The following is a 16727-nucleotide window of genomic DNA, read 5'->3' as shown; positions in this document are numbered from 1 at the left end:
AAAGTAGCGCGCAAAGCGCTACTCCTTTTAGCCTAGAACTAGTATAGCGTTTGTTCTAAGCGATAAAGTCTTTCTCACTATAATAATGCTGGAATGCCATATTTCCCTTCCAACATCCCTACTGCCAGCATTGCAGCGGCGCAGACAATTAGGACGACAGTTGGAATAATGATACGGTCCAATTTACTTAGTTTTTTCGGACGTTCTTTATCGCCAATGAGGCCATTATTGTCTAACAGCATAGTTAATGCCCATGCTAATACCGGGTTGGTTACCATCGCAGCAAACACACAAATACCTGCAGACTGAGAGTCTTTAGAATCTTTAATCATTTGCATGCCAGCTTCTAACAACGGCAATGAAACACCAACCAATAACGCGATACGCATTACCGGTGGCCATACAGCGGCATCCATTGGGTAGCCAACAATAGCAATGATCATCACTAAAGAACCGAGGAGGATTGCGCCGCCGGGGATTGGACGCTTGGCAATTGCTGCAGGGATCATATAAGTCCCCCAGCTGGAAGTGATGTTACCACCACCGACCGCGGTACCAACCATTTGACGAATCGAACACATGGTCATGGTGTCATCAACGTCCATCAATACTTTGTCAGTTTTTTTCGGGTAGTTCAGTTCTTGGAAAATGCGATGACCTAAGAAGTCGGGTGACCACATCGCGACCGCTAAGATGGCAAAAGGTAATGAAGCAATAAAGTGCTCAATGTTTGGTAAGCCTAACATCCATCCTTCTTCAGTGGAGCCCCACCAGTATGCAGGATTTAAGTTTGGTAAACCTGGCTCGGTCGTAAAGGTTAAATCAAACCCTGCACCAGCGAGCATGGCCACCACAAATCCGGTGACAGCACATAAAGGGATCGCTAACCAGCGTTTACCAAGCTTGGCTAATACGGCGTAAACAACAACAGTAATTGCTAGTACAATCAAGGCAATATAGCCCATGTCGCCTGCTGCTACGCCTTCGGTTTGACTGCTAAGTCCATTGGCCCAGCCAATTAAAGAGTTGATTTGGCTTATTGAACCGGTAAAGCCCAAAAACACCAATAGTCCACCTGCAACGCCTTCACTGGTTAAGTTAACCAGACGGGAACCGCCTTTAACTGCGCTCAATATCAAGCCAAAGACGCCAATTAAAATAGCCAACGCTAATGGATGAGCCCCAGCCATGGCAATCATGAAAATCATAGGAATCATTGGCCCGTGGTTACCGGCCAAGTTAGCTCTTGGGTTTACAAAACCAGAGGCTAAAATACAGAATAGAAATGCGGGAATGATCATTTCTACACGTGAAACTTCAATAGCGAACTCTACGCCTAAATTGACATGCTCCCATTTATCAGAGAGACCTGCTGCCCAAGCCATCATCACTGCAGAGTACATTGCGATAATACCGATGGTGCCAGCAATTGCTGGGACTAAATCTTCCAGTTCAAAGCGAAAGTCACGACCGGGTAAATTTAAACTATAACGACGTGGCTTCATGATCTGAAGTTCATGGTCTAAATAGTCAGAACGAGTTTCAAATTCAGATGCAGGGCGGTGTGCTTCTGAGTAGCTCAGCTCTTCGTCTTGAGACTGATGGTTGTTACTGGACATAGTTTCCTCAAATAACAAAATGTAAATCGGTTAATCGCAGGTGCTCATAAAAGCGTATTTCGCTTGAGTTCCCTCTCACTCGCGATAATCGTCTCATCTAGACGAACAACATAAAGGACTGTGAGTGTAGCTATTGAAATAACTCCAAGCTTTGTGTTTAAGAAATTTAGAGGATATTCGTATTGGATAATTGCGTATATTTAACAAAAATCAGGCGGTTAAAGATAAATATTTATCTGGGTAAAAACCGACAGTTTTGTTGTTAACTCTCACAACATATTACCTCATATTTTTCTTAGCAAAATTGTAGCAAAGCAAGCTGGATTTAGAACTTGATCCAAGTCAATAAAGGCCATAATTTCTGTAATTTTATTACCTTTTTAGGGGCTCGCTCTGCTAATTAATAGATTGTCAATGGGGTATTCTGTAATTTACTTACTAAAAGTATGGGCTTTAGACTGAGATCTAGCTCACCTTATTTGAATCTTAATAGACTAAGGATTTTACACTGATTTAACATTTAAAGTGGGCTGTTTTTGCGATGGAATATATTAGCTAGTGTTTACAAAAAACTGAGTTATCATTCTAGGTATTGAGAAATAATTCGGGTTATTTATTTCTATCAGCTTAGACATGCAGTTTTCGTGAATATAAACATGCTGTGAAAATATAGCTTTAGGGTGTTTTGTAATCACATTAATAGATATCGCCCCATAAAATGTTGAGTTTTGTCTTTTGGGGTGATACTTTTTGTTGAGTTGAACGTGTAACAATTTATTTAACAATAATGCGTGCCTCGGGATAAGGGCTTGGTTGTTTTGACAGCCATTAACAAGGTAAATAACAATAATATGAATGATGCGGCTGCATTAGATGTCTCTAATATCCATAAAGTATTTGGGGATAATGAGGTTCTTAAAGGGATCGATTTAACGGCTAGAAAAGGCGATGTTATTTCTATCATCGGCTCTTCGGGCTCAGGTAAAAGTACCTTTTTACGTTGCATGAACTTGTTAGAAACCCCTACTCAAGGGGAGATTTTGGTTCATGGCGAGCAAATTGCGTTTAAGCATTTGCGTAATGGGGAACGAATCCCTGCAAACAGTAAGCAAGTTGAGCTTGTTCGCTCCCGCCTATCGATGGTATTCCAAGGGTTTAACTTATGGTCACATATGACCGTATTGGAAAATATTGTGGAAGCACCTATTCACGTCTTAGGGGTACCAAGAAAAGAAGCGACTGAGCAGGCGGAAGCATTGCTGGAGCGAGTCGGCTTACATGATCGTAAAGATTATTATCCTGCTCATATGTCTGGTGGTCAGCAACAGCGCGCTGCGATTGCTCGAGCATTAGCGATGAATCCTGCAGTCATGTTGTTTGACGAACCCACTTCTGCGCTTGACCCTGAATTAGTGGGTGAAGTACTTAAGGTGATGCGCAGTTTGGCGGAAGAAGGCCGCACTATGCTGGTGGTTACTCACGAAATGGCTTTTGCTCGTGACGTTTCAAACCAAGTCCTATTTTTACATCAAGGCGTGGTTGAAGAGAAAGGCTCTCCGCAAAAAGTTTTCGAAAATCCCGATTCTGAGCGGATGCGTCAATTCCTCGCGCCCAACTATTAGTTTATGGAAGACAGGCGTTAATTCGCTGATAATGCAAACATTATGGAGTATTAAAATGAAAAAAACAGTAATCGCGATGATGGGTGTTTTGGCGCTCGCAAGCACGCCATTAATGGCCAAAGATTGGAAAGTAGTGCGTTTGGCGGTAGATGTGCCTTACGAACCTTTTGAGTACAAAGCGCCAGACGGCTCGCTAACTGGTTTTGAAGTTGATTTAGGGAATGCGGTTTGTGCTGAAATGAAGGTGAAGTGCGAGTGGGTTGTGCAGGCTTGGGATGGCATTATTCCTGGTTTACTTGCGCGTAAGTACGATGCGATTTTTTCTTCAATGTCTATCAATGAAGAGCGTGCGAAGAAAGTACTATTCTCTGAACCTTACTATATCACCCCAACTGGTTTTTTTGGTCCTAAAGCAAGTACCGTTGATCCTGCTAAGCCTGAAACATTGAAAGGTCTTAGAGTAGGGGTACAGCGAGGAACGATTCAAGATACCTACGCAACTGAGCATTACTCGAAGGTTGCGGATATTAAACGTTATACCACTGGTGATGATTTAGTGGTTGATCTTCAAGGCGGACGTATTGACCTTGTGGTGATTGATTATCCGGTAGGCGTAAGCTCGATTTTAGATGTCGATGCAGACAAAAAATTTATGTCAGTGGGTGAGCCTATTCCGCTTGGTAATGGCGTTGGTGTTGCTGCTCGTAAACGCGATAAAGCGCTTATCGAGATGTTTAACAAGGCGCTTGCTACGGTCAAGAGCAATGGAACCTACGATAAAATCAACGATAAGTACTTTGATTACAGTATTAAAATGTAGCTTTGCCTGACCATTAACCCGAGTATGACTCGGGTTAATTTTTAAGAGATTGATTATGCTTGACCTATATGGTTACGGCCCCTCTATTTTTATGGGCGCAATTGTCACCATCGAAGTGGCTTTCTTGTCTTTGGCGGTTGCCTTAGTGCTTGGTTTGTTGGCGGCAGTAGCCCGTCTATCTAAACATTGGCTGGCCAATGCTGTTGCTACTATTTATACCACGGTGATCCGCGGGGTACCCGATTTAGTATTGATGTTGTTAATATTTTTCGGGGCACAGATCATGGTTAATTCTGTTTCTGACTGGGTATACGATCGCTTTGATATTGAATATTACATCAACATTAATGAATTTGTAGCTGGTGTGACCACCATTGGATTTATTTTTGGTGCTTACATGGCTGAAACTTTTCGTGGCGCATTTTTGGCGGTCGATAATGGTCAAATTGAAGCGGGTAAGGCTTATGGTATGACTGCGTTACAAATATTTCGTAGAATTACGGTGCCACAAATGATGCGTCATGCGATCCCTGGGATCGGTAATAATTGGTTAGTCATGGTGAAAACGACCGCTTTAGTTTCGGTTATTGGTTTGGCCGATATGGTTCGTCTTGCCAAGGAAGCTGCGGGTGCGGTGCATGAACCATTTATATTCTTTATTCCTGTGGCTTTCGTTTATTTAGCCTTAACCAGTGTTTCTGAAATATTCTTAAAGCGTTTAGAAATTCGTTTTAGTGTGGGTACCGACAGGTAAGGTCTTAACTATGTATGAAATGATCGAGAACTTACTGGCGAGTAATGAGATCTTCACCTTAAGCACCGTTCTCACTTATTGGGATGGTCTGGTGATGACTGTTCAATTAACCTTTATGTCTCTAATTATCGGCCTTTTGTTGGCTATACCACTCGCGGTACTGCGGGCTTCTGATAATTTTTTTGTAAGCCGTAGTGTATGGATATTTACATATTTTTTCCGCGGAACACCTTTACTGATTCAGTTATATATTATTTATTATGGCGTCACCTACATCGAGGGCATTCAAGACTCAATGTTCTGGCCGATTGTGCGTGAAGCATTTTATCCTTGTTTATTAGCTTTTGTATTGAATACAGCTGCTTATACTACCGAAATATTTCGTGGTGCCATCGTGGCAACCCCTCGAGGCGAAATAGAAGCCGCTAAGGCCTACGGGATGTCTAATTTAGGCGCGATGCGTCGTATTATTTTACCAAGTGCTTTGCGCAGAGCATTACCAGCGTACAGTAATGAAGTGATCTTCATGTTGCATGCCAGCTCTATTGCGAGTGTGGTCACTATTATCGACCTCACTGGCGCTGCGCGGGACGTTTATGCAAAGTACTATGCACCATTTGAAGCATTTACTTTTGTAGCTGCGATATATCTTTCGCTTACTTTTATGTTGGTCTATGGTTTTAAGCAGTGGGAAAAGCGTTGGCACAGACACTTGCGCCCATTGAGTTAAGCCCTGTTTTAATCATACGATAGCAAGGGGCTTTGCCCCTTTTTTCATTGTTAATCTTTAACCTTCTACTGTTGGCCACTTTATAGGATGGACAGTGAATGATTACATTGCTAAAAAATGCTCAGATTTACACGTCACAGCTCTTTGGCTGGCGTTGTTACTTGTTCCATGGGCTGGATGCAGTTATCCCGAGTTCTTCGCTTACTTTATCTAGTGACCTGACGAATAGGCATACCTATCAGTCTAGTTATTCGGGTGAACGCTCCTAGACTGGCCATCATTTGTCCCCCTTACGTGTTGTAATGACGCAAGCTCAATTTTCCACTCAGTCGCTGCTTATAAAGGTACATTGCCGTTTCCGACAAGGAGCATTTAGATCTAGCGATTATTCAGCTTTCTCTTCCCCATTGCCATTAAGCTTTGTCCGAATATGTATTTCTTAATGAGGGCGGTACCATCGATCTCGTGGCGAGTATCAGCCCGCGATTTATCGCGCAGGGAGAAGTCTGCAGCGCTAAGGTTCTAGGGATTATTTTGAATAGCGGTTTAGATTGGCAACAAGTCAGTTTTGGAACGGAACCAATGTAAGCTTACTCTGAGTTTAATGCATAAGGAGAGTTGATTAAGATATCGTGTGGTGAATTGATTCGTTTTTATTAGCCAAGTGTGGTGTGGAACTCAAGGAGGATGAGCCTTTGGTGGAGATAGCGCTTTTGCTGATGAGTGAACATATCGCAAGATACAGGTTTTATTAGATAAAGGGCGATGGGTGGAGCGATGTTGCCGATTTAGTTGTGTTCGCTCGCGATCGTTCAGACATCTGCAGGTCGTCGGGGAAGGGAAATCTATTTGTCGCCGATGATTTTGCTGGCTCGTTTTTCATTGAGGCCTAGTGCATAATAGTGTCACTTGGTTTTTAGTAGAAGTAGCCCTATGACGTTTAAAGGATTTACGACTCAGCTGGTTCATTGTGACCGCCTAGCTGGGATCGAGGAGGGAGCGGTGCACGCGCCGATCCACAACTCGGTGCCTTATGGATATGCAGCCACTCAAGATCTACTTGATGTATTTCAAGGGAAGCAAGTCGGCCACGCTTATGCCCGCCAATCCACTCCTACCTTAGATTATTTGCAAGGCCGAATTGCGATGCTTGACCAAAGCATCGCCAGTTTGGTGTTTGCCAGTGGCATGGCTGCAATTGGTACGGTATTTCTAAGCTTGCTTAAGGCTGGTGATCATATCGTCGCGAGCCGTTTTCTATTTGGTAATACCAGTAGCATTTTTGGTACGCTCAAGGGTTATGGTATTGAGGTAAGCTTGGTTGATGCCACGGATCGAGAAGCGGTCGCCGCGGCTTGTCAAGTCAATACCAAGATGGTGTTTGTTGAAACGATTGCTAATCCGGCCACCCAAATTGTCGATTTACAAGGGATTGGTGAGTTATGTCAGCAGCGCGGATTAGTTTATGTTGTCGATAATACCTTAACTTCTTCCTATTTGTTTCAGCCAGCTTCCGTGGGCGCAAGTCTTATTGTCACTTCCTTGTCTAAGTATGTGGGCGGTCATGGCAATGCGCTTGGTGGCTCGGTGAGTGACACGGGGTTATTTGATTGGTCGAAGTTTCCTAATATTTTTGAGGCCTACCGTAGTGGCGATCCTAAAATGTGGGGGATTAATCAGATTAAGAAAAAAGGACTTCGTGATTTTGGTGGTGCCTTAAGTTCACAGGCTGCTCATCTATTATCGGTGGGCTCAGAAACGATGGCCTTACGGATGGAGCGCCAGTGTGCCAATGCAATGGCTTTAGCACGTTTATTAACCAAACACCCTAAAGTGGCTAAAGTGTATTATCCCGGCTTGGAGAGCCATCCTCAGCATCAACGCGCGAAAAGTTTGTTTAAACACTTTGGTGCATTAGTTAGTTTCGACTTGATTGAAGGGATTGATTGCGTTGCCTTTTTAGATAGGCTTCAGATCGTGATTAATGCGACTCATTTGGGCGACAATCGAACTTTAGCGCTGCCAGTCGCTCAAACTATTTATTACGAAATGGGTTTAGCAGCACGTCAAGCTTCAGGGATTAGCGAGACGATGATCCGTTGTTCGATTGGCATCGAAGATACGCTCGACCTAGTGACTGATTTTGAGCAGGCCTTATTGCAGTTTTAGATGGTGCTAGCACCGTGTTTAAAAAGCCTTGGCAACTGTTGCTCGGGCTTTTTATGAGTTATTTCTAGATCTATTTGGCTTGAGATGCCGAATGCTTAAGGGGTATCAATAGAAAGTAACTCCACTTCAAAAATAAGGGTCGATCCCGCTGGAATTGAGGCGATGCTGCGTTCTCCATAGGCTAAGTGGCTAGGGATAAAAAAGCGATATTTGTCACCCTCATGCATCAGTTGTAAGCCTTCGGTCCAGCCTCTAATGACTTGCCCTAAAGGAAATTGCGCCGGTTGCGCTCGCTCAACAGAGCTATCAAATACTAGGCCATTGAGTAGGCTCCCGTGGTAATGCACGGTCACGGTGCTGCTTGCTGAAGGTTTCGCTGACTTGCCTCTGTTTTCAAGAATTAGATATTGTAAGCCGGAGCTGGTACTTACAACGCCTTGTTGTTGAGCATTATTAGCCAAAAAATATTGACCAAGTAATTGATTACTTTTAATTATTTTTGCATGATTCTGCTGGCGAATATAAAACACAACAATCAAAATAGCGAGTATTGCTAATACAATAAATTTCAAAAAACTATCCTTTTCTATCAAGGGGGGCGGTTCGCAATAGCGACCAGTTTAAAGATACTGCCTACGGCTATAGCGCTGAGGTGAATCTTCAACTTTAACTGAAGTGTTGATTAAAATACATCACGAGTCACCGAAAATAATGCTGCTCATGGCGAGCTAGCGAGTCATTTTCTTCACAAATACTACAACAAATAAGGCGATGATAAAGCTACCGCTAAAGGCTTCTATTGCTGCAAAAACACGAGATAATCCTACAGGGGTAAAATCCCCATAACCTAGAGTCGTGAAGGTCACGACGCTGTAATACAAACATTCAAAGAAGGCGACCATGTTTTGAGTTGCTGTTTGATTAAGATCAAAGGTAACAATATTGCCGTTGAAATGGATGCCGGTAAACAGATAGACCAGAGCACTACTAAAAATAATCGCCAGAGAAGTAAAAATAACTCGCATCGGTAATTCACCATAGCCGCAGACTAAGTCGACTAGCTTTGAAATGGCTCTTGGATAGGAATACTTAGGCATTTGATAACGGCGCATGGTGAGTTCTTTACGTAAGAAATGTCCTGCGGTGGTAAACAGCCCTTCAGCCTCAGCACTTTTACGTAAACTTCGATAGACTTCTTCTGCTTGCTGGTAATAGTCATTCATTAACTCGATATCTTGCTTTTGTTCCGCTGTTAGGGCCAACTTTTCTTGCATGACACGCGCTCCAACCTTAAGGCTATCACACTTACAACCTTCCATTTTTGCACCCAGCAGGTTGGTTTGAGTTAGGTTTGCGTGATTAAGGTTAGCGTCGCGAAGGTCTGCCTTCATTAAACTGCCACCCTGAAGGTTAATATTAAACAAGTGGGCGGCTTTGAGGTTACAGCGATAAAGATCGGCACCAGTCATATCATAGCCTTGTTTACTGTTGTATTTGACTAGATTGATATCGCATAGTTGGGCTTTTTTAAGGCATATTCCACGCATTAATCCGCCATTTTGGGCGTAGCGTTCTAGTTGTTCTTTAATTTCGGGGCCAGTTTTATTTTCATTGGGATCGTGCCAAAAACACAATCCATTGCTCAAGGCCTTTTCATGGCAAGGGAGCCCTGAGTCATCTTGATACGAACATTGGTTATTTCGAACCATCTGATTCGCCTTCTTTGATATGTTTGCTCTGAGGTCGTGAGCAAGCCAGTGTTGGTTGCTTATTTAAGTGTAAGCCAAAAATTAGAGCTGTGAGATCTACCTTGATAGAAAATGCTAAAGTTGTTCAATAAAAACAATATATTAACTTTTGTTTTTACTACCAAACTGCTGAAATTCGTTCTTTAGCGTTGAGTAACGCTCGGCGTGATTTTCGTTGAGCTTCAAGCCATCGAGTAATTTGATGGTAACTTTACAATCGTTTAGCAATTGCCCACTGACGCCCTTATCTGAGAGATTGATTTGTTTCAAAATCGCTTGGATTTTATTGAGAATAGCCCCGGTGTTTCCCGGTGCGACCTGCAGGGCCTTGTCAAAGTGGCTTGTCGCTTCGTCATAACGTTGTTCTTCGTAGGCATCAATGCCCATTTTGTTGTATTCGCGAAACAGCCCAAGTTTCTGTTCAAAGTCCTCATCTTTTAAAACTTTATGTGCTGAGGATAGCGATATTGGATCAATATTATCGCGTTTTTCTAACTCTTCAGCAAAGGGCATTGCATATTCAAACTCTCCCACTGAATTTAAGGTGAGGAAGGTATCGGGTAGTAACTCAACCGCAACTTTTTCCGGAGAGTCGAGTAGGCCATCATTGCTGCTAAACAAGAGTCTTTTAGCTTTGTTTAATTCGCCTTTGGTCGCGTGTACTCTTGCTTGACTGATCCCTTCGAAAGCATCGAAATTAAAGTCTTCGTCTTTGCCTTCTTCTCGTCTGGCATGAAACAGCACTGAATTTACTTCTTGTAGTAAGCGGTTTTTACGGTATAGGTCTTCTTCGCCTTGGGCTTCATCAATTAAACTTCGTACATAGTTACATAAATGATGTGGCCCCCGATGAATAGAGCGGCGTGCCAATTGCAAAATAGTTGAGAATGTTTCTTTCGCTAAACTCAGTTCTCCAGCATCAATCGCTAGCGAGGCCAATAGTTGTTGGCGTTCAAGGCTGTTTACGGCTAATTTAGAAGCTTTTAGCACGGTTTCCAGGGCTTTTTCGATATTTCCCTCAGCGCGGTAGGCTCGAGCTAACCAGTCATATGCGGTGAGTAACAGTGGGCTTTCTGCGATGGAGCGGCTGAGCGTATCAATTGCTTTTTTATTTTCATCGAGTAGCAGATATACCCGGCCTAAGGTCGCTTTGGCCCAAGTTTGTTTTCGCTCTTTTAGGATCGCCTCTAACGCTAGTTTGGCGTTTTCATATTCCCCTAAAGCAATTTGTGCTTCTACCTTTAAGTTTTTACAGTAGTTGCTGTAACGACTCTCTTTCTCGATTTGTTGGTCACATAGCTCAATTACTTTGCTATAGTTTTTATCGGCCAGTGCGTGATAAATATCACGTAAGGACTGTCTTTTCAGGTGGGCTCTGGCTAAGCGATTGTGTAATTGAAACTGTGAAAATGGTTTGGTAATAAATTCGTCAGGTTCCATTTCAAGTGCGCTGAGCACCATACTCTTATTATTATCACCACTAATAATAAAAAATAATGCATCCACTTCGAGTAGTTTGCTGACGCGTAACTCTTCTAGTAATTGTCCGCCGTTTTTACCTGTACCTAGATTATAATCCACCAATAGAATGTCGAACTTTCGTTTTCGGCAAGCTTTAACGGCCGCTTCTCCAGTTGTCGCAAAATAGACATCGCTTGCTCCAAAGTTTTGTAGCATGGCTTTAAGCATCACTTGAAAAGCGCGCTGGTCATCAACGATGAGTATTTTTTTTCCGCTATAGTTGTATTGCGTTGCCATTACCGTGTTATCTAATCCTTTTTCGATATCCTAGCACAACTTTGCCAAGGTTGAAGCTGTGTAAGTATAGCGGCCTAGCTGCTTAAGCTTATCATTTATAAAACCTTGCCAAACTAGCAGTGCTTGATTTACTATTAAGGCGTTGATGAGTTTTTTAGCTTGTCAACACTGAGTCAAAGCCAAACTTGGAGTGATCCAAGGTCGGAAAGTTACAGATCTTGAGAATTATATTCTTAAGATGGCTGGACCGCCTTAGTTGAGTGGTTTTATTTACAACATTGTTGTTTAACCTCTCAGTGAGTTAGTCTATTTACCGTTTATTACTTTCCGTATTTGGTTGGAACGCCAAGCTAAGTTAGCTTGGCGTATTTGTTTGGCGCTTAGTCCTAAATATTTTCTCGTTCTATCTTCTATCTTCTATCTTCTATCTTCTATCTTCTATCTTCTGTTGCAAATCTAACTACTGATTTTCTGTCTTATTTTAAAATCTATTCATGAGCGGTTTACTTGGGTTCGGTTAAAATGAAGGTTAACCTGATTGTTGTGCAGCATCGCCATAACTTAGTGAGCATATTACTTGCTCGGCATTACTGAGAGGTTATCAAGCATGATGCTAAATTTAAGACATAAAAAAAGACACCTAAAGTGTCTTTTTTTATCAAGATGGTGGAGGGAGGTGGATTCGAACCACCGAAGCTTTCGCGACAGATTTACAATCTGTTCCCTTTGGCCACTCGGGAACCCCTCCTGCTTGTGGAGCGGCATATTACCAGAACTTGTTAAGCTGTAAAGTAAAAAAGGCGATAAATTTTATAGCTTAAGACTGTTTGCTTAATATCTGTTCATTTCGTGAATGTGAACTAAAGTTTTGTGTCTTTCTACCGATATAGGTAATCAGTAGAAGGGGGCGCAATGTTAGTTGAGCAGATAAGAAATCATAGTTTGTGTGATGAGTTGCAGTTAGGCGATACGCTTAATCGTTGCTCTCAGCAGGGTGATCTTGCTCATTTTCATCTGCTATTGAGTATGTTGAGCCAAAACGTTTGCGATCAGGCTCAATTTTCCATGCAAAAACCTGCGGCCGAACAAGTACAGCAAGATCTGCGAGCTCAATTGCAGCTTCGTGAAGCTCGCCCTCTAATTGCTCAGGCTGATGAGTTCGAAGTGCAGGCGAATTGGAGTCAGCATTTACAAAAGGGCTCAATTGATACCATTCGTTTGGAGCAAGCCTTAAATGGTTATGCCGCCTGCGCGGACGATACGCTCGATGGAGTTCGTGAAGAGGTCATGAATAACGTGAGTCTACTGACGCGGTTAAAACATGGCGCGGCTAGTAAACCACTGCAAGTCATACCCGATGTAGAAGTAAAAGGTAGTGAAATTTATCAAGTACTAAGCAACTTCGATTATTCGAAGCCGCTTAAAGTTAAATATTATAATTAGCGAAAAACTACAGTTCGATTCCCGTAAACAAATACTTTCTCATCGAGCACTTGTTGCATGGCGCGACTTAATACCGACTTTTCTACATCTCGCCCAGCTTTTGCCATTTCTTGCGCGCTGTAGGTATGGTCAATATGAATCACGTGTTGCTCTACGATAGGACCTTCATCTAGATCGTTATTCACGAAGTGAGCGGTAGCGCCAATGATTTTAACCCCTCTATCGTAGGCTTGTTTATAAGGTTTAGCACCAATGAAAGCTGGCAAGAACGAGTGATGAATGTTTAAGATCTTATTGCTGAACGCCTCGACAAATGTTGGTGTGAGGATCCGCATGTATTTAGCGAGTACCACATAGTCGGGTTGATATTGTTGGACAGTTTCAATGATCAGCTGTTCATGTTGCTCACGTTTTAATCCTTCATGACTAATGTAATGGAAGGGGATGTCAAATTTCTCAGTGAGCGCTTGTAGGATATCGTAGTTGCCTACAACTGCGGCAATTTCAACATTCATATCACCGTATACGGCTTTCATGAGTAAATCGCCTAAGCAATGTGCTTCTTTGGTGACCATGATCACGATGCGCTTGCGTCCGGCCCCGACTAAACGACGGGCGCTGCCAATAGGTAGTGCATTGTCTAAATCAGCGAGCAAAGTTTGGTCGTTAAAATAGCCTTCTAACTCGGTACGCATGAAGAAACGTCCCACTTCATTATCGACAAATTCGTTATTTTTAATAATGTTGAGTTGATGCTTGGCACAGATGTTGGTAATGGTTGAGATTAAACCTTTGGCATCTGGGCATTCGGTTAAAAGAATTTTTCTTTCCATGGTGTTTTCGATTTATTCAGCTTTAAAGTTAAGATTTTTTACAGCACTGTTTCAGTTTCTTCCCGCTCCCGCAGGGGCACGCAGCATTGCGAGCCAAGGGTGAAGGAGAAAATACACCATCGGTATAAAACCAATGTTCAGCAATTTTTGTGAAATTAGAGCGTTCATGCAAAATATTAAGTTGGCCTTGCTCGCGAAAATGAGCTTTAAACTCCACAATTCCGCTGTTGCCATCGAGTCGGTCGCAACTAAATAAAATTTCGAGTTTCTCCCATTGTGTCGCTTCCTCGGCGTTGAGTGCTAAGGGCTGCTCACTTGGACGAAAGTCCGGATGATGGCTTTGCCATAAGTAGTTCGCATCACCCAGAGTATAGGCACTATAGCGGGAACGCATTAGTTGCTCACAATGAGTCGGGCTTGATAAGCCGCTGATATAGGGTTGACAACATTGAACAAAGTTCAAGCCGCTACCGCAAGGGCAAACTAACACTCTGGAACCTCTAATTTGACTGAGGGCGAAGTGTAGCAAGAAGTTGGCAATAACACAGCTGAAAATTGCTTAGAGTTCGTTCGTTAGCGGCTTTCTTTTAGGCGGTGACTTTGAGATGTCGAGCAATAGAAAGTGAAAACTTGTATTGTAAATCGTTTTTTTTTAAGCCTTCATCTGCGATCTATGGCTGGCTTGCTTAGGGACAAGTTAATCTTTGATAAATACATGTTTTGGTTAAAGCTAAGGCTTAAACGAGTTAAGCTTAAACGAGGTATTATGATTGCTAGGGAATTGAATTTGCGTACTAAATTTGTAATTGAGCCTTTGCAGCTTGGTTTGGCAGAGGCACTGCAAAATAAGATTGATTTGAAGACCAAGCCACAAGGTTCTTTGGGCCAATTGGAGTCATTAGCTTGTCAGTTAGGCCTGATACAGTCGACCCTTGAACCTGTGATCCAGCGCGCAAAAATGATTGTATTTGCCGCCGACCATGGGATTGCTTTAGCTGGGGTGAGTGCTTATCCACAAGCTGTGACGGCGCAAATGGTGCAAAACTTTGTGGAAGGGGGTGCGGCGGTTAATGTATTTTGTCGCCAGCACGGTTTTGCTTTTGAGATTGTTGATGTTGGTGTTAGCCAATTACTTTCAGAAGAGGGGGTTGCGTGTTGTAAAGTGGCAGCTGGAACAAAAAGTTTTTTAAGTTCAGACGCGATGACCCAAGCGCAATCGGAGCAGGCGATGGAGGTTGGAGTGGCTAGAGTTCGTCAAGCGGCCTTAGAGGGATCTAATTTATTGGCTTTCGGTGAAATGGGGATCGCCAACACAGCCAGTGCAGCCGCGTTGATGGCTGGTTGTTTGGGACTCCCGGTTAGCGATTGTGTTGGACGAGGCACTGGTTTAGATGACCAAGGTTTGGCACATAAAGTTGCGGTATTAGAGCAAGCAATGAACCATCATCGCGGAGATTATACGGCCGAACAATGGTTGGCGAAGGTTGGCGGTTTAGAAATAGCGGCCATTGTGGGGGCGATGCTTGAAGCCGCGAGTCGGCGGATGGTGATTTTGGTGGATGGTTTTATCTGTTCAGCTGCAGCGTTGGTTGCTTATCAAATCAATCCTCTGGTGAAACAATATATGGTGTTTTGCCACCAAAGCGCGGAACAGGCACATCAGCGTTTATTGAAGGCGATGGATGCTCATGCCTTGTTAGAATTGTCCTTACGTTTAGGTGAAGGGAGCGGCGCAGTATTAGCTTATCCCTTGGTTTGTTCCGCTGTCGCCTTTCTCAATCAAATGGCCTCATTTGAATCGGCAGGGGTGAGCCAACAGCAGGGCTAGCTAAGGTCCAAGGCTATTCTTGATTTTGCATGCAGAGAACATCTAGGCCATCGGTTTAAATCAATCGATGGCCATTGCTGCAAGTCGTTAATATTGAAAAGCAATCCTCGGTCGACTTGATATGGCTTGGCTCGACCGCAACACTGGAAGCGCTGAGTTAAGTGAGTTGTGCTTTCCTTGCCTGTTGGCAACCTTCGATGGCAGGGGCCAGCAGTTCTAAGGCGCTTTGATTACAAGCGGGCAGGCTGGCGGTGGATTGTTTGACTGGCGTCACTCGTTTTCCCCAGCGAATAACGGCCGCTCCCCAGGTGAGTCCTGCGCCAAAAGCTGCTAATAAGACATTGTCACCGGGCTTAATTCGACCTTGCTCTAAGGCTTCACATAAGGCGACAGGAACCGTTGCTGCTGAGGTGTTTCCGTATTTTTCAATGTTGATCATGATGTTTTCATCGGGGGCGCCAATTCGTTTGGCGAGAGCGTCGATGATCCGTAGATTGGCTTGATGAGGCACGATGAAGTTAAGTTCATGATTAGCAACTTGTGCCTGAGCCAAGACATTGCTGGCAGCTTCTCCCATACCTTTTACGGCACGTTTAAAGATTTCGGGCCCTTCAAACTGGAAGTTGTACAGGGTATCTACACCGCTAAAACGTTTGCGGTTGGTACCAAAATCCGCAATTGATAAAATTTCCCGTTTTTCACTGTCACAACCTAACTTAGCGGCTAAAAATCCAACTTTTTCTGGATCATCATTGGCTTCGATGATCACCGCTCCGGCACCATCACCGAATAACACAGCAGTATCGCGCTTGGTCCAATCGAGCAATTGACTGAGTCGCTCGGCACCAATTAACAATATTCTTTGCATTGCTCCTGTTTGAATTAAGGCCGCCGCAGTTTGTAGGCCGTAAACAAAACCGCTACAAGCAGCATTCATGTCAAACACGGCCGCTTGATCGGCATGTAGTAGCTGTTGCACGCGACTGGCACTGTTTGGCACTGTTGTTCCAGCTGTGCAGGTACACAAGATAATTGCATCGAGTTGTGCTGCATCTAAGTTTGCCGCAGCGAGAGCTTGCAAACCTGCATTGGCAGCTAGTTCGGCGATATCCACATGCGATATACAACGCTCTTTAATACCTGTTCGGCTACTTATCCACTCATCGGATGTGTCGATAAAAGTACTTAAATCGTGGTTAGATAGACGTGCAGGAGGCATACATTTGCCCCATCCGGTAATTTCGGCGTGATACATAAAGGCTAGAAACTCTCATACTATAATGTGCCAAGGATTATGCCTGATGCATGCTAAATAGCCAAATTGTCTGATTCTTGAGCTTGACTGGTTGGTTTTATGACTTAAGCTAGATATCCCAGTTTGAGTCTATTTTTTCAGACTTAAG

Annotated in this window: 14 protein-coding genes, 1 tRNA gene and 1 riboswitch; of the genes, 7 read left to right on the top strand and 8 right to left on the bottom strand. The window is 43.4% G+C overall.

The window, feature by feature from the left end; all coding sequences use genetic code 11:
• Positions 1 to 77: 77 nt before the first annotated feature.
• Positions 78 to 1619: a DUF3360 family protein gene (locus tag ACRRSX_RS15745; RefSeq protein WP_432452257.1), complete on the bottom strand. Its 1542-nt coding sequence runs from the start codon at positions 1617 to 1619 to the stop codon at positions 78 to 80.
• Positions 1620 to 2470: 851 nt separating this feature from the next.
• Between ACRRSX_RS15745 and ACRRSX_RS15740 the strand changes: the two genes are divergently transcribed.
• The 5 genes from ACRRSX_RS15740 to ACRRSX_RS15720 all read left to right on the top strand — a co-directional run bounded on the left by ACRRSX_RS15740 (position 2471) and on the right by ACRRSX_RS15720 (position 7714).
• Positions 2471 to 3241: an ABC transporter ATP-binding protein gene (locus ACRRSX_RS15740; RefSeq protein WP_432456158.1), complete on the top strand. Its 771-nt coding sequence runs from the start codon at positions 2471 to 2473 to the stop codon at positions 3239 to 3241.
• 55 nt (positions 3242 to 3296) lie between these two features.
• Positions 3297 to 4061 carry a transporter substrate-binding domain-containing protein gene (locus ACRRSX_RS15735; protein WP_432452258.1) on the top strand — a complete coding sequence of 255 codons (765 nt, stop codon included), beginning with the start codon at positions 3297 to 3299 and terminating at the stop codon, positions 4059 to 4061.
• Between the two features lie 55 nt (positions 4062 to 4116).
• Positions 4117 to 4815, top strand: coding sequence for an ABC transporter permease (locus ACRRSX_RS15730; protein WP_432452259.1), 699 nt, complete (start codon positions 4117 to 4119; stop codon positions 4813 to 4815).
• A gap of 10 nt (positions 4816 to 4825) precedes the next feature.
• A complete protein-coding gene (locus tag ACRRSX_RS15725) occupies positions 4826 to 5545 on the top strand; it encodes an ABC transporter permease (protein WP_432452260.1) in 720 nt (239 codons plus the stop codon).
• A gap of 933 nt (positions 5546 to 6478) precedes the next feature.
• Positions 6479 to 7714 carry a cystathionine gamma-synthase family protein gene (locus tag ACRRSX_RS15720; protein WP_432452261.1) on the top strand — a complete coding sequence of 412 codons (1236 nt, stop codon included), beginning with the start codon at positions 6479 to 6481 and terminating at the stop codon, positions 7712 to 7714.
• A 95-nt stretch (positions 7715 to 7809) separates the two neighbouring features.
• Here the strand turns inward: ACRRSX_RS15720 and ACRRSX_RS15715 are convergent, their stop codons facing one another.
• From ACRRSX_RS15715 to ACRRSX_RS15700, 4 genes are all read right to left on the bottom strand, one after another.
• Complete coding sequence (locus ACRRSX_RS15715) at positions 7810 to 8286, bottom strand: FKBP-type peptidyl-prolyl cis-trans isomerase (protein ID WP_432452262.1); 477 nt, start codon at positions 8284 to 8286, stop codon at positions 7810 to 7812.
• A 156-nt stretch (positions 8287 to 8442) separates the two neighbouring features.
• The gene (locus ACRRSX_RS15710) at positions 8443 to 9423 is read right to left on the bottom strand and encodes an ion channel (protein ID WP_432452263.1); all 981 of its coding nucleotides are present in this window, start codon (positions 9421 to 9423) and stop codon (positions 8443 to 8445) included.
• Positions 9424 to 9564: 141 nt separating this feature from the next.
• Positions 9565 to 11220, bottom strand: a complete 1656-nt coding sequence (locus ACRRSX_RS15705) for a response regulator (protein WP_432452264.1) — start codon at positions 11218 to 11220, stop codon at positions 9565 to 9567.
• A gap of 168 nt (positions 11221 to 11388) precedes the next feature.
• Positions 11389 to 11475: riboswitch (cyclic di-GMP riboswitch) on the top strand.
• Positions 11476 to 11884: 409 nt separating this feature from the next.
• A tRNA-Tyr gene (locus ACRRSX_RS15700) sits at positions 11885 to 11968 on the bottom strand.
• Between the two features lie 164 nt (positions 11969 to 12132).
• Between ACRRSX_RS15700 and ACRRSX_RS15695 the strand changes: the two genes are divergently transcribed.
• Positions 12133 to 12663: a VC2046/SO_2500 family protein gene (locus ACRRSX_RS15695; protein ID WP_432452265.1), complete on the top strand. Its 531-nt coding sequence runs from the start codon at positions 12133 to 12135 to the stop codon at positions 12661 to 12663.
• Here ACRRSX_RS15695 and purU read toward each other — a convergent pair.
• Positions 12660 to 13496: a formyltetrahydrofolate deformylase gene (gene purU / locus ACRRSX_RS15690; RefSeq protein ID WP_432452266.1), complete on the bottom strand. Its 837-nt coding sequence runs from the start codon at positions 13494 to 13496 to the stop codon at positions 12660 to 12662. The two genes, ACRRSX_RS15695 and purU, sit on opposite strands and share 4 nt — an antisense overlap.
• A 28-nt stretch (positions 13497 to 13524) precedes the next feature.
• Complete coding sequence (locus tag ACRRSX_RS15685) at positions 13525 to 13986, bottom strand: YchJ family protein (protein WP_432452267.1); 462 nt, start codon at positions 13984 to 13986, stop codon at positions 13525 to 13527.
• A 297-nt stretch (positions 13987 to 14283) separates the two neighbouring features.
• On the opposite strand from ACRRSX_RS15685, the gene cobT reads away from it, so the two are divergent.
• On the top strand, positions 14284 to 15324 hold the full coding sequence (gene cobT, locus ACRRSX_RS15680) for a nicotinate-nucleotide--dimethylbenzimidazole phosphoribosyltransferase (RefSeq protein ID WP_432452268.1): 1041 nt from the start codon (positions 14284 to 14286) through the stop codon (positions 15322 to 15324).
• A 157-nt stretch (positions 15325 to 15481) separates the two neighbouring features.
• Here the strand turns inward: cobT and ACRRSX_RS15675 are convergent, their stop codons facing one another.
• Entirely contained in the window at positions 15482 to 16579 is a 1098-nt protein-coding gene (locus tag ACRRSX_RS15675) for a ketoacyl-ACP synthase III (protein WP_432452269.1), read from the bottom strand.
• Positions 16580 to 16727: the final 148 nt, after the last annotated feature.

Origin of the sequence: Agarivorans sp. QJM3NY_30 (assembly GCF_050870855.2) — a bacterium.
GTDB lineage: Bacteria > Pseudomonadota > Gammaproteobacteria > Enterobacterales > Celerinatantimonadaceae > Agarivorans.
Note: the sequence above shows the minus strand (reverse complement) of the source record. Positions and strands in the feature narration are given on the sequence as shown.

What these genes read in the sequence shown, in the direction of transcription:
- ACRRSX_RS15735 (WP_432452258.1), top strand. Translation starts at nt 3,297, where the DNA reads ATGAAAAAAACAGTAATCGCGATGATGGGTGTTTTGGCGCTCGCAAGC.
- ACRRSX_RS15705 (WP_432452264.1), bottom strand. Translation starts at nt 11,220, where the DNA reads ATGGCAACGCAATACAACTATAGCGGAAAAAAAATACTCATCGTTGAT.
- purU (WP_432452266.1), bottom strand. Translation starts at nt 13,496, where the DNA reads ATGGAAAGAAAAATTCTTTTAACCGAATGCCCAGATGCCAAAGGTTTA.
- ACRRSX_RS15710 (WP_432452263.1), bottom strand. Translation starts at nt 9,423, where the DNA reads ATGGTTCGAAATAACCAATGTTCGTATCAAGATGACTCAGGGCTCCCT.
- ACRRSX_RS15740 (WP_432456158.1), top strand. Translation starts at nt 2,471, where the DNA reads ATGAATGATGCGGCTGCATTAGATGTCTCTAATATCCATAAAGTATTT.
- ACRRSX_RS15675 (WP_432452269.1), bottom strand. Translation starts at nt 16,579, where the DNA reads ATGTATCACGCCGAAATTACCGGATGGGGCAAATGTATGCCTCCTGCA.
- ACRRSX_RS15720 (WP_432452261.1), top strand. Translation starts at nt 6,479, where the DNA reads ATGACGTTTAAAGGATTTACGACTCAGCTGGTTCATTGTGACCGCCTA.
- ACRRSX_RS15725 (WP_432452260.1), top strand. Translation starts at nt 4,826, where the DNA reads ATGTATGAAATGATCGAGAACTTACTGGCGAGTAATGAGATCTTCACC.
- ACRRSX_RS15695 (WP_432452265.1), top strand. Translation starts at nt 12,133, where the DNA reads ATGTTAGTTGAGCAGATAAGAAATCATAGTTTGTGTGATGAGTTGCAG.
- ACRRSX_RS15730 (WP_432452259.1), top strand. Translation starts at nt 4,117, where the DNA reads ATGCTTGACCTATATGGTTACGGCCCCTCTATTTTTATGGGCGCAATT.
- ACRRSX_RS15745 (WP_432452257.1), bottom strand. Translation starts at nt 1,619, where the DNA reads ATGTCCAGTAACAACCATCAGTCTCAAGACGAAGAGCTGAGCTACTCA.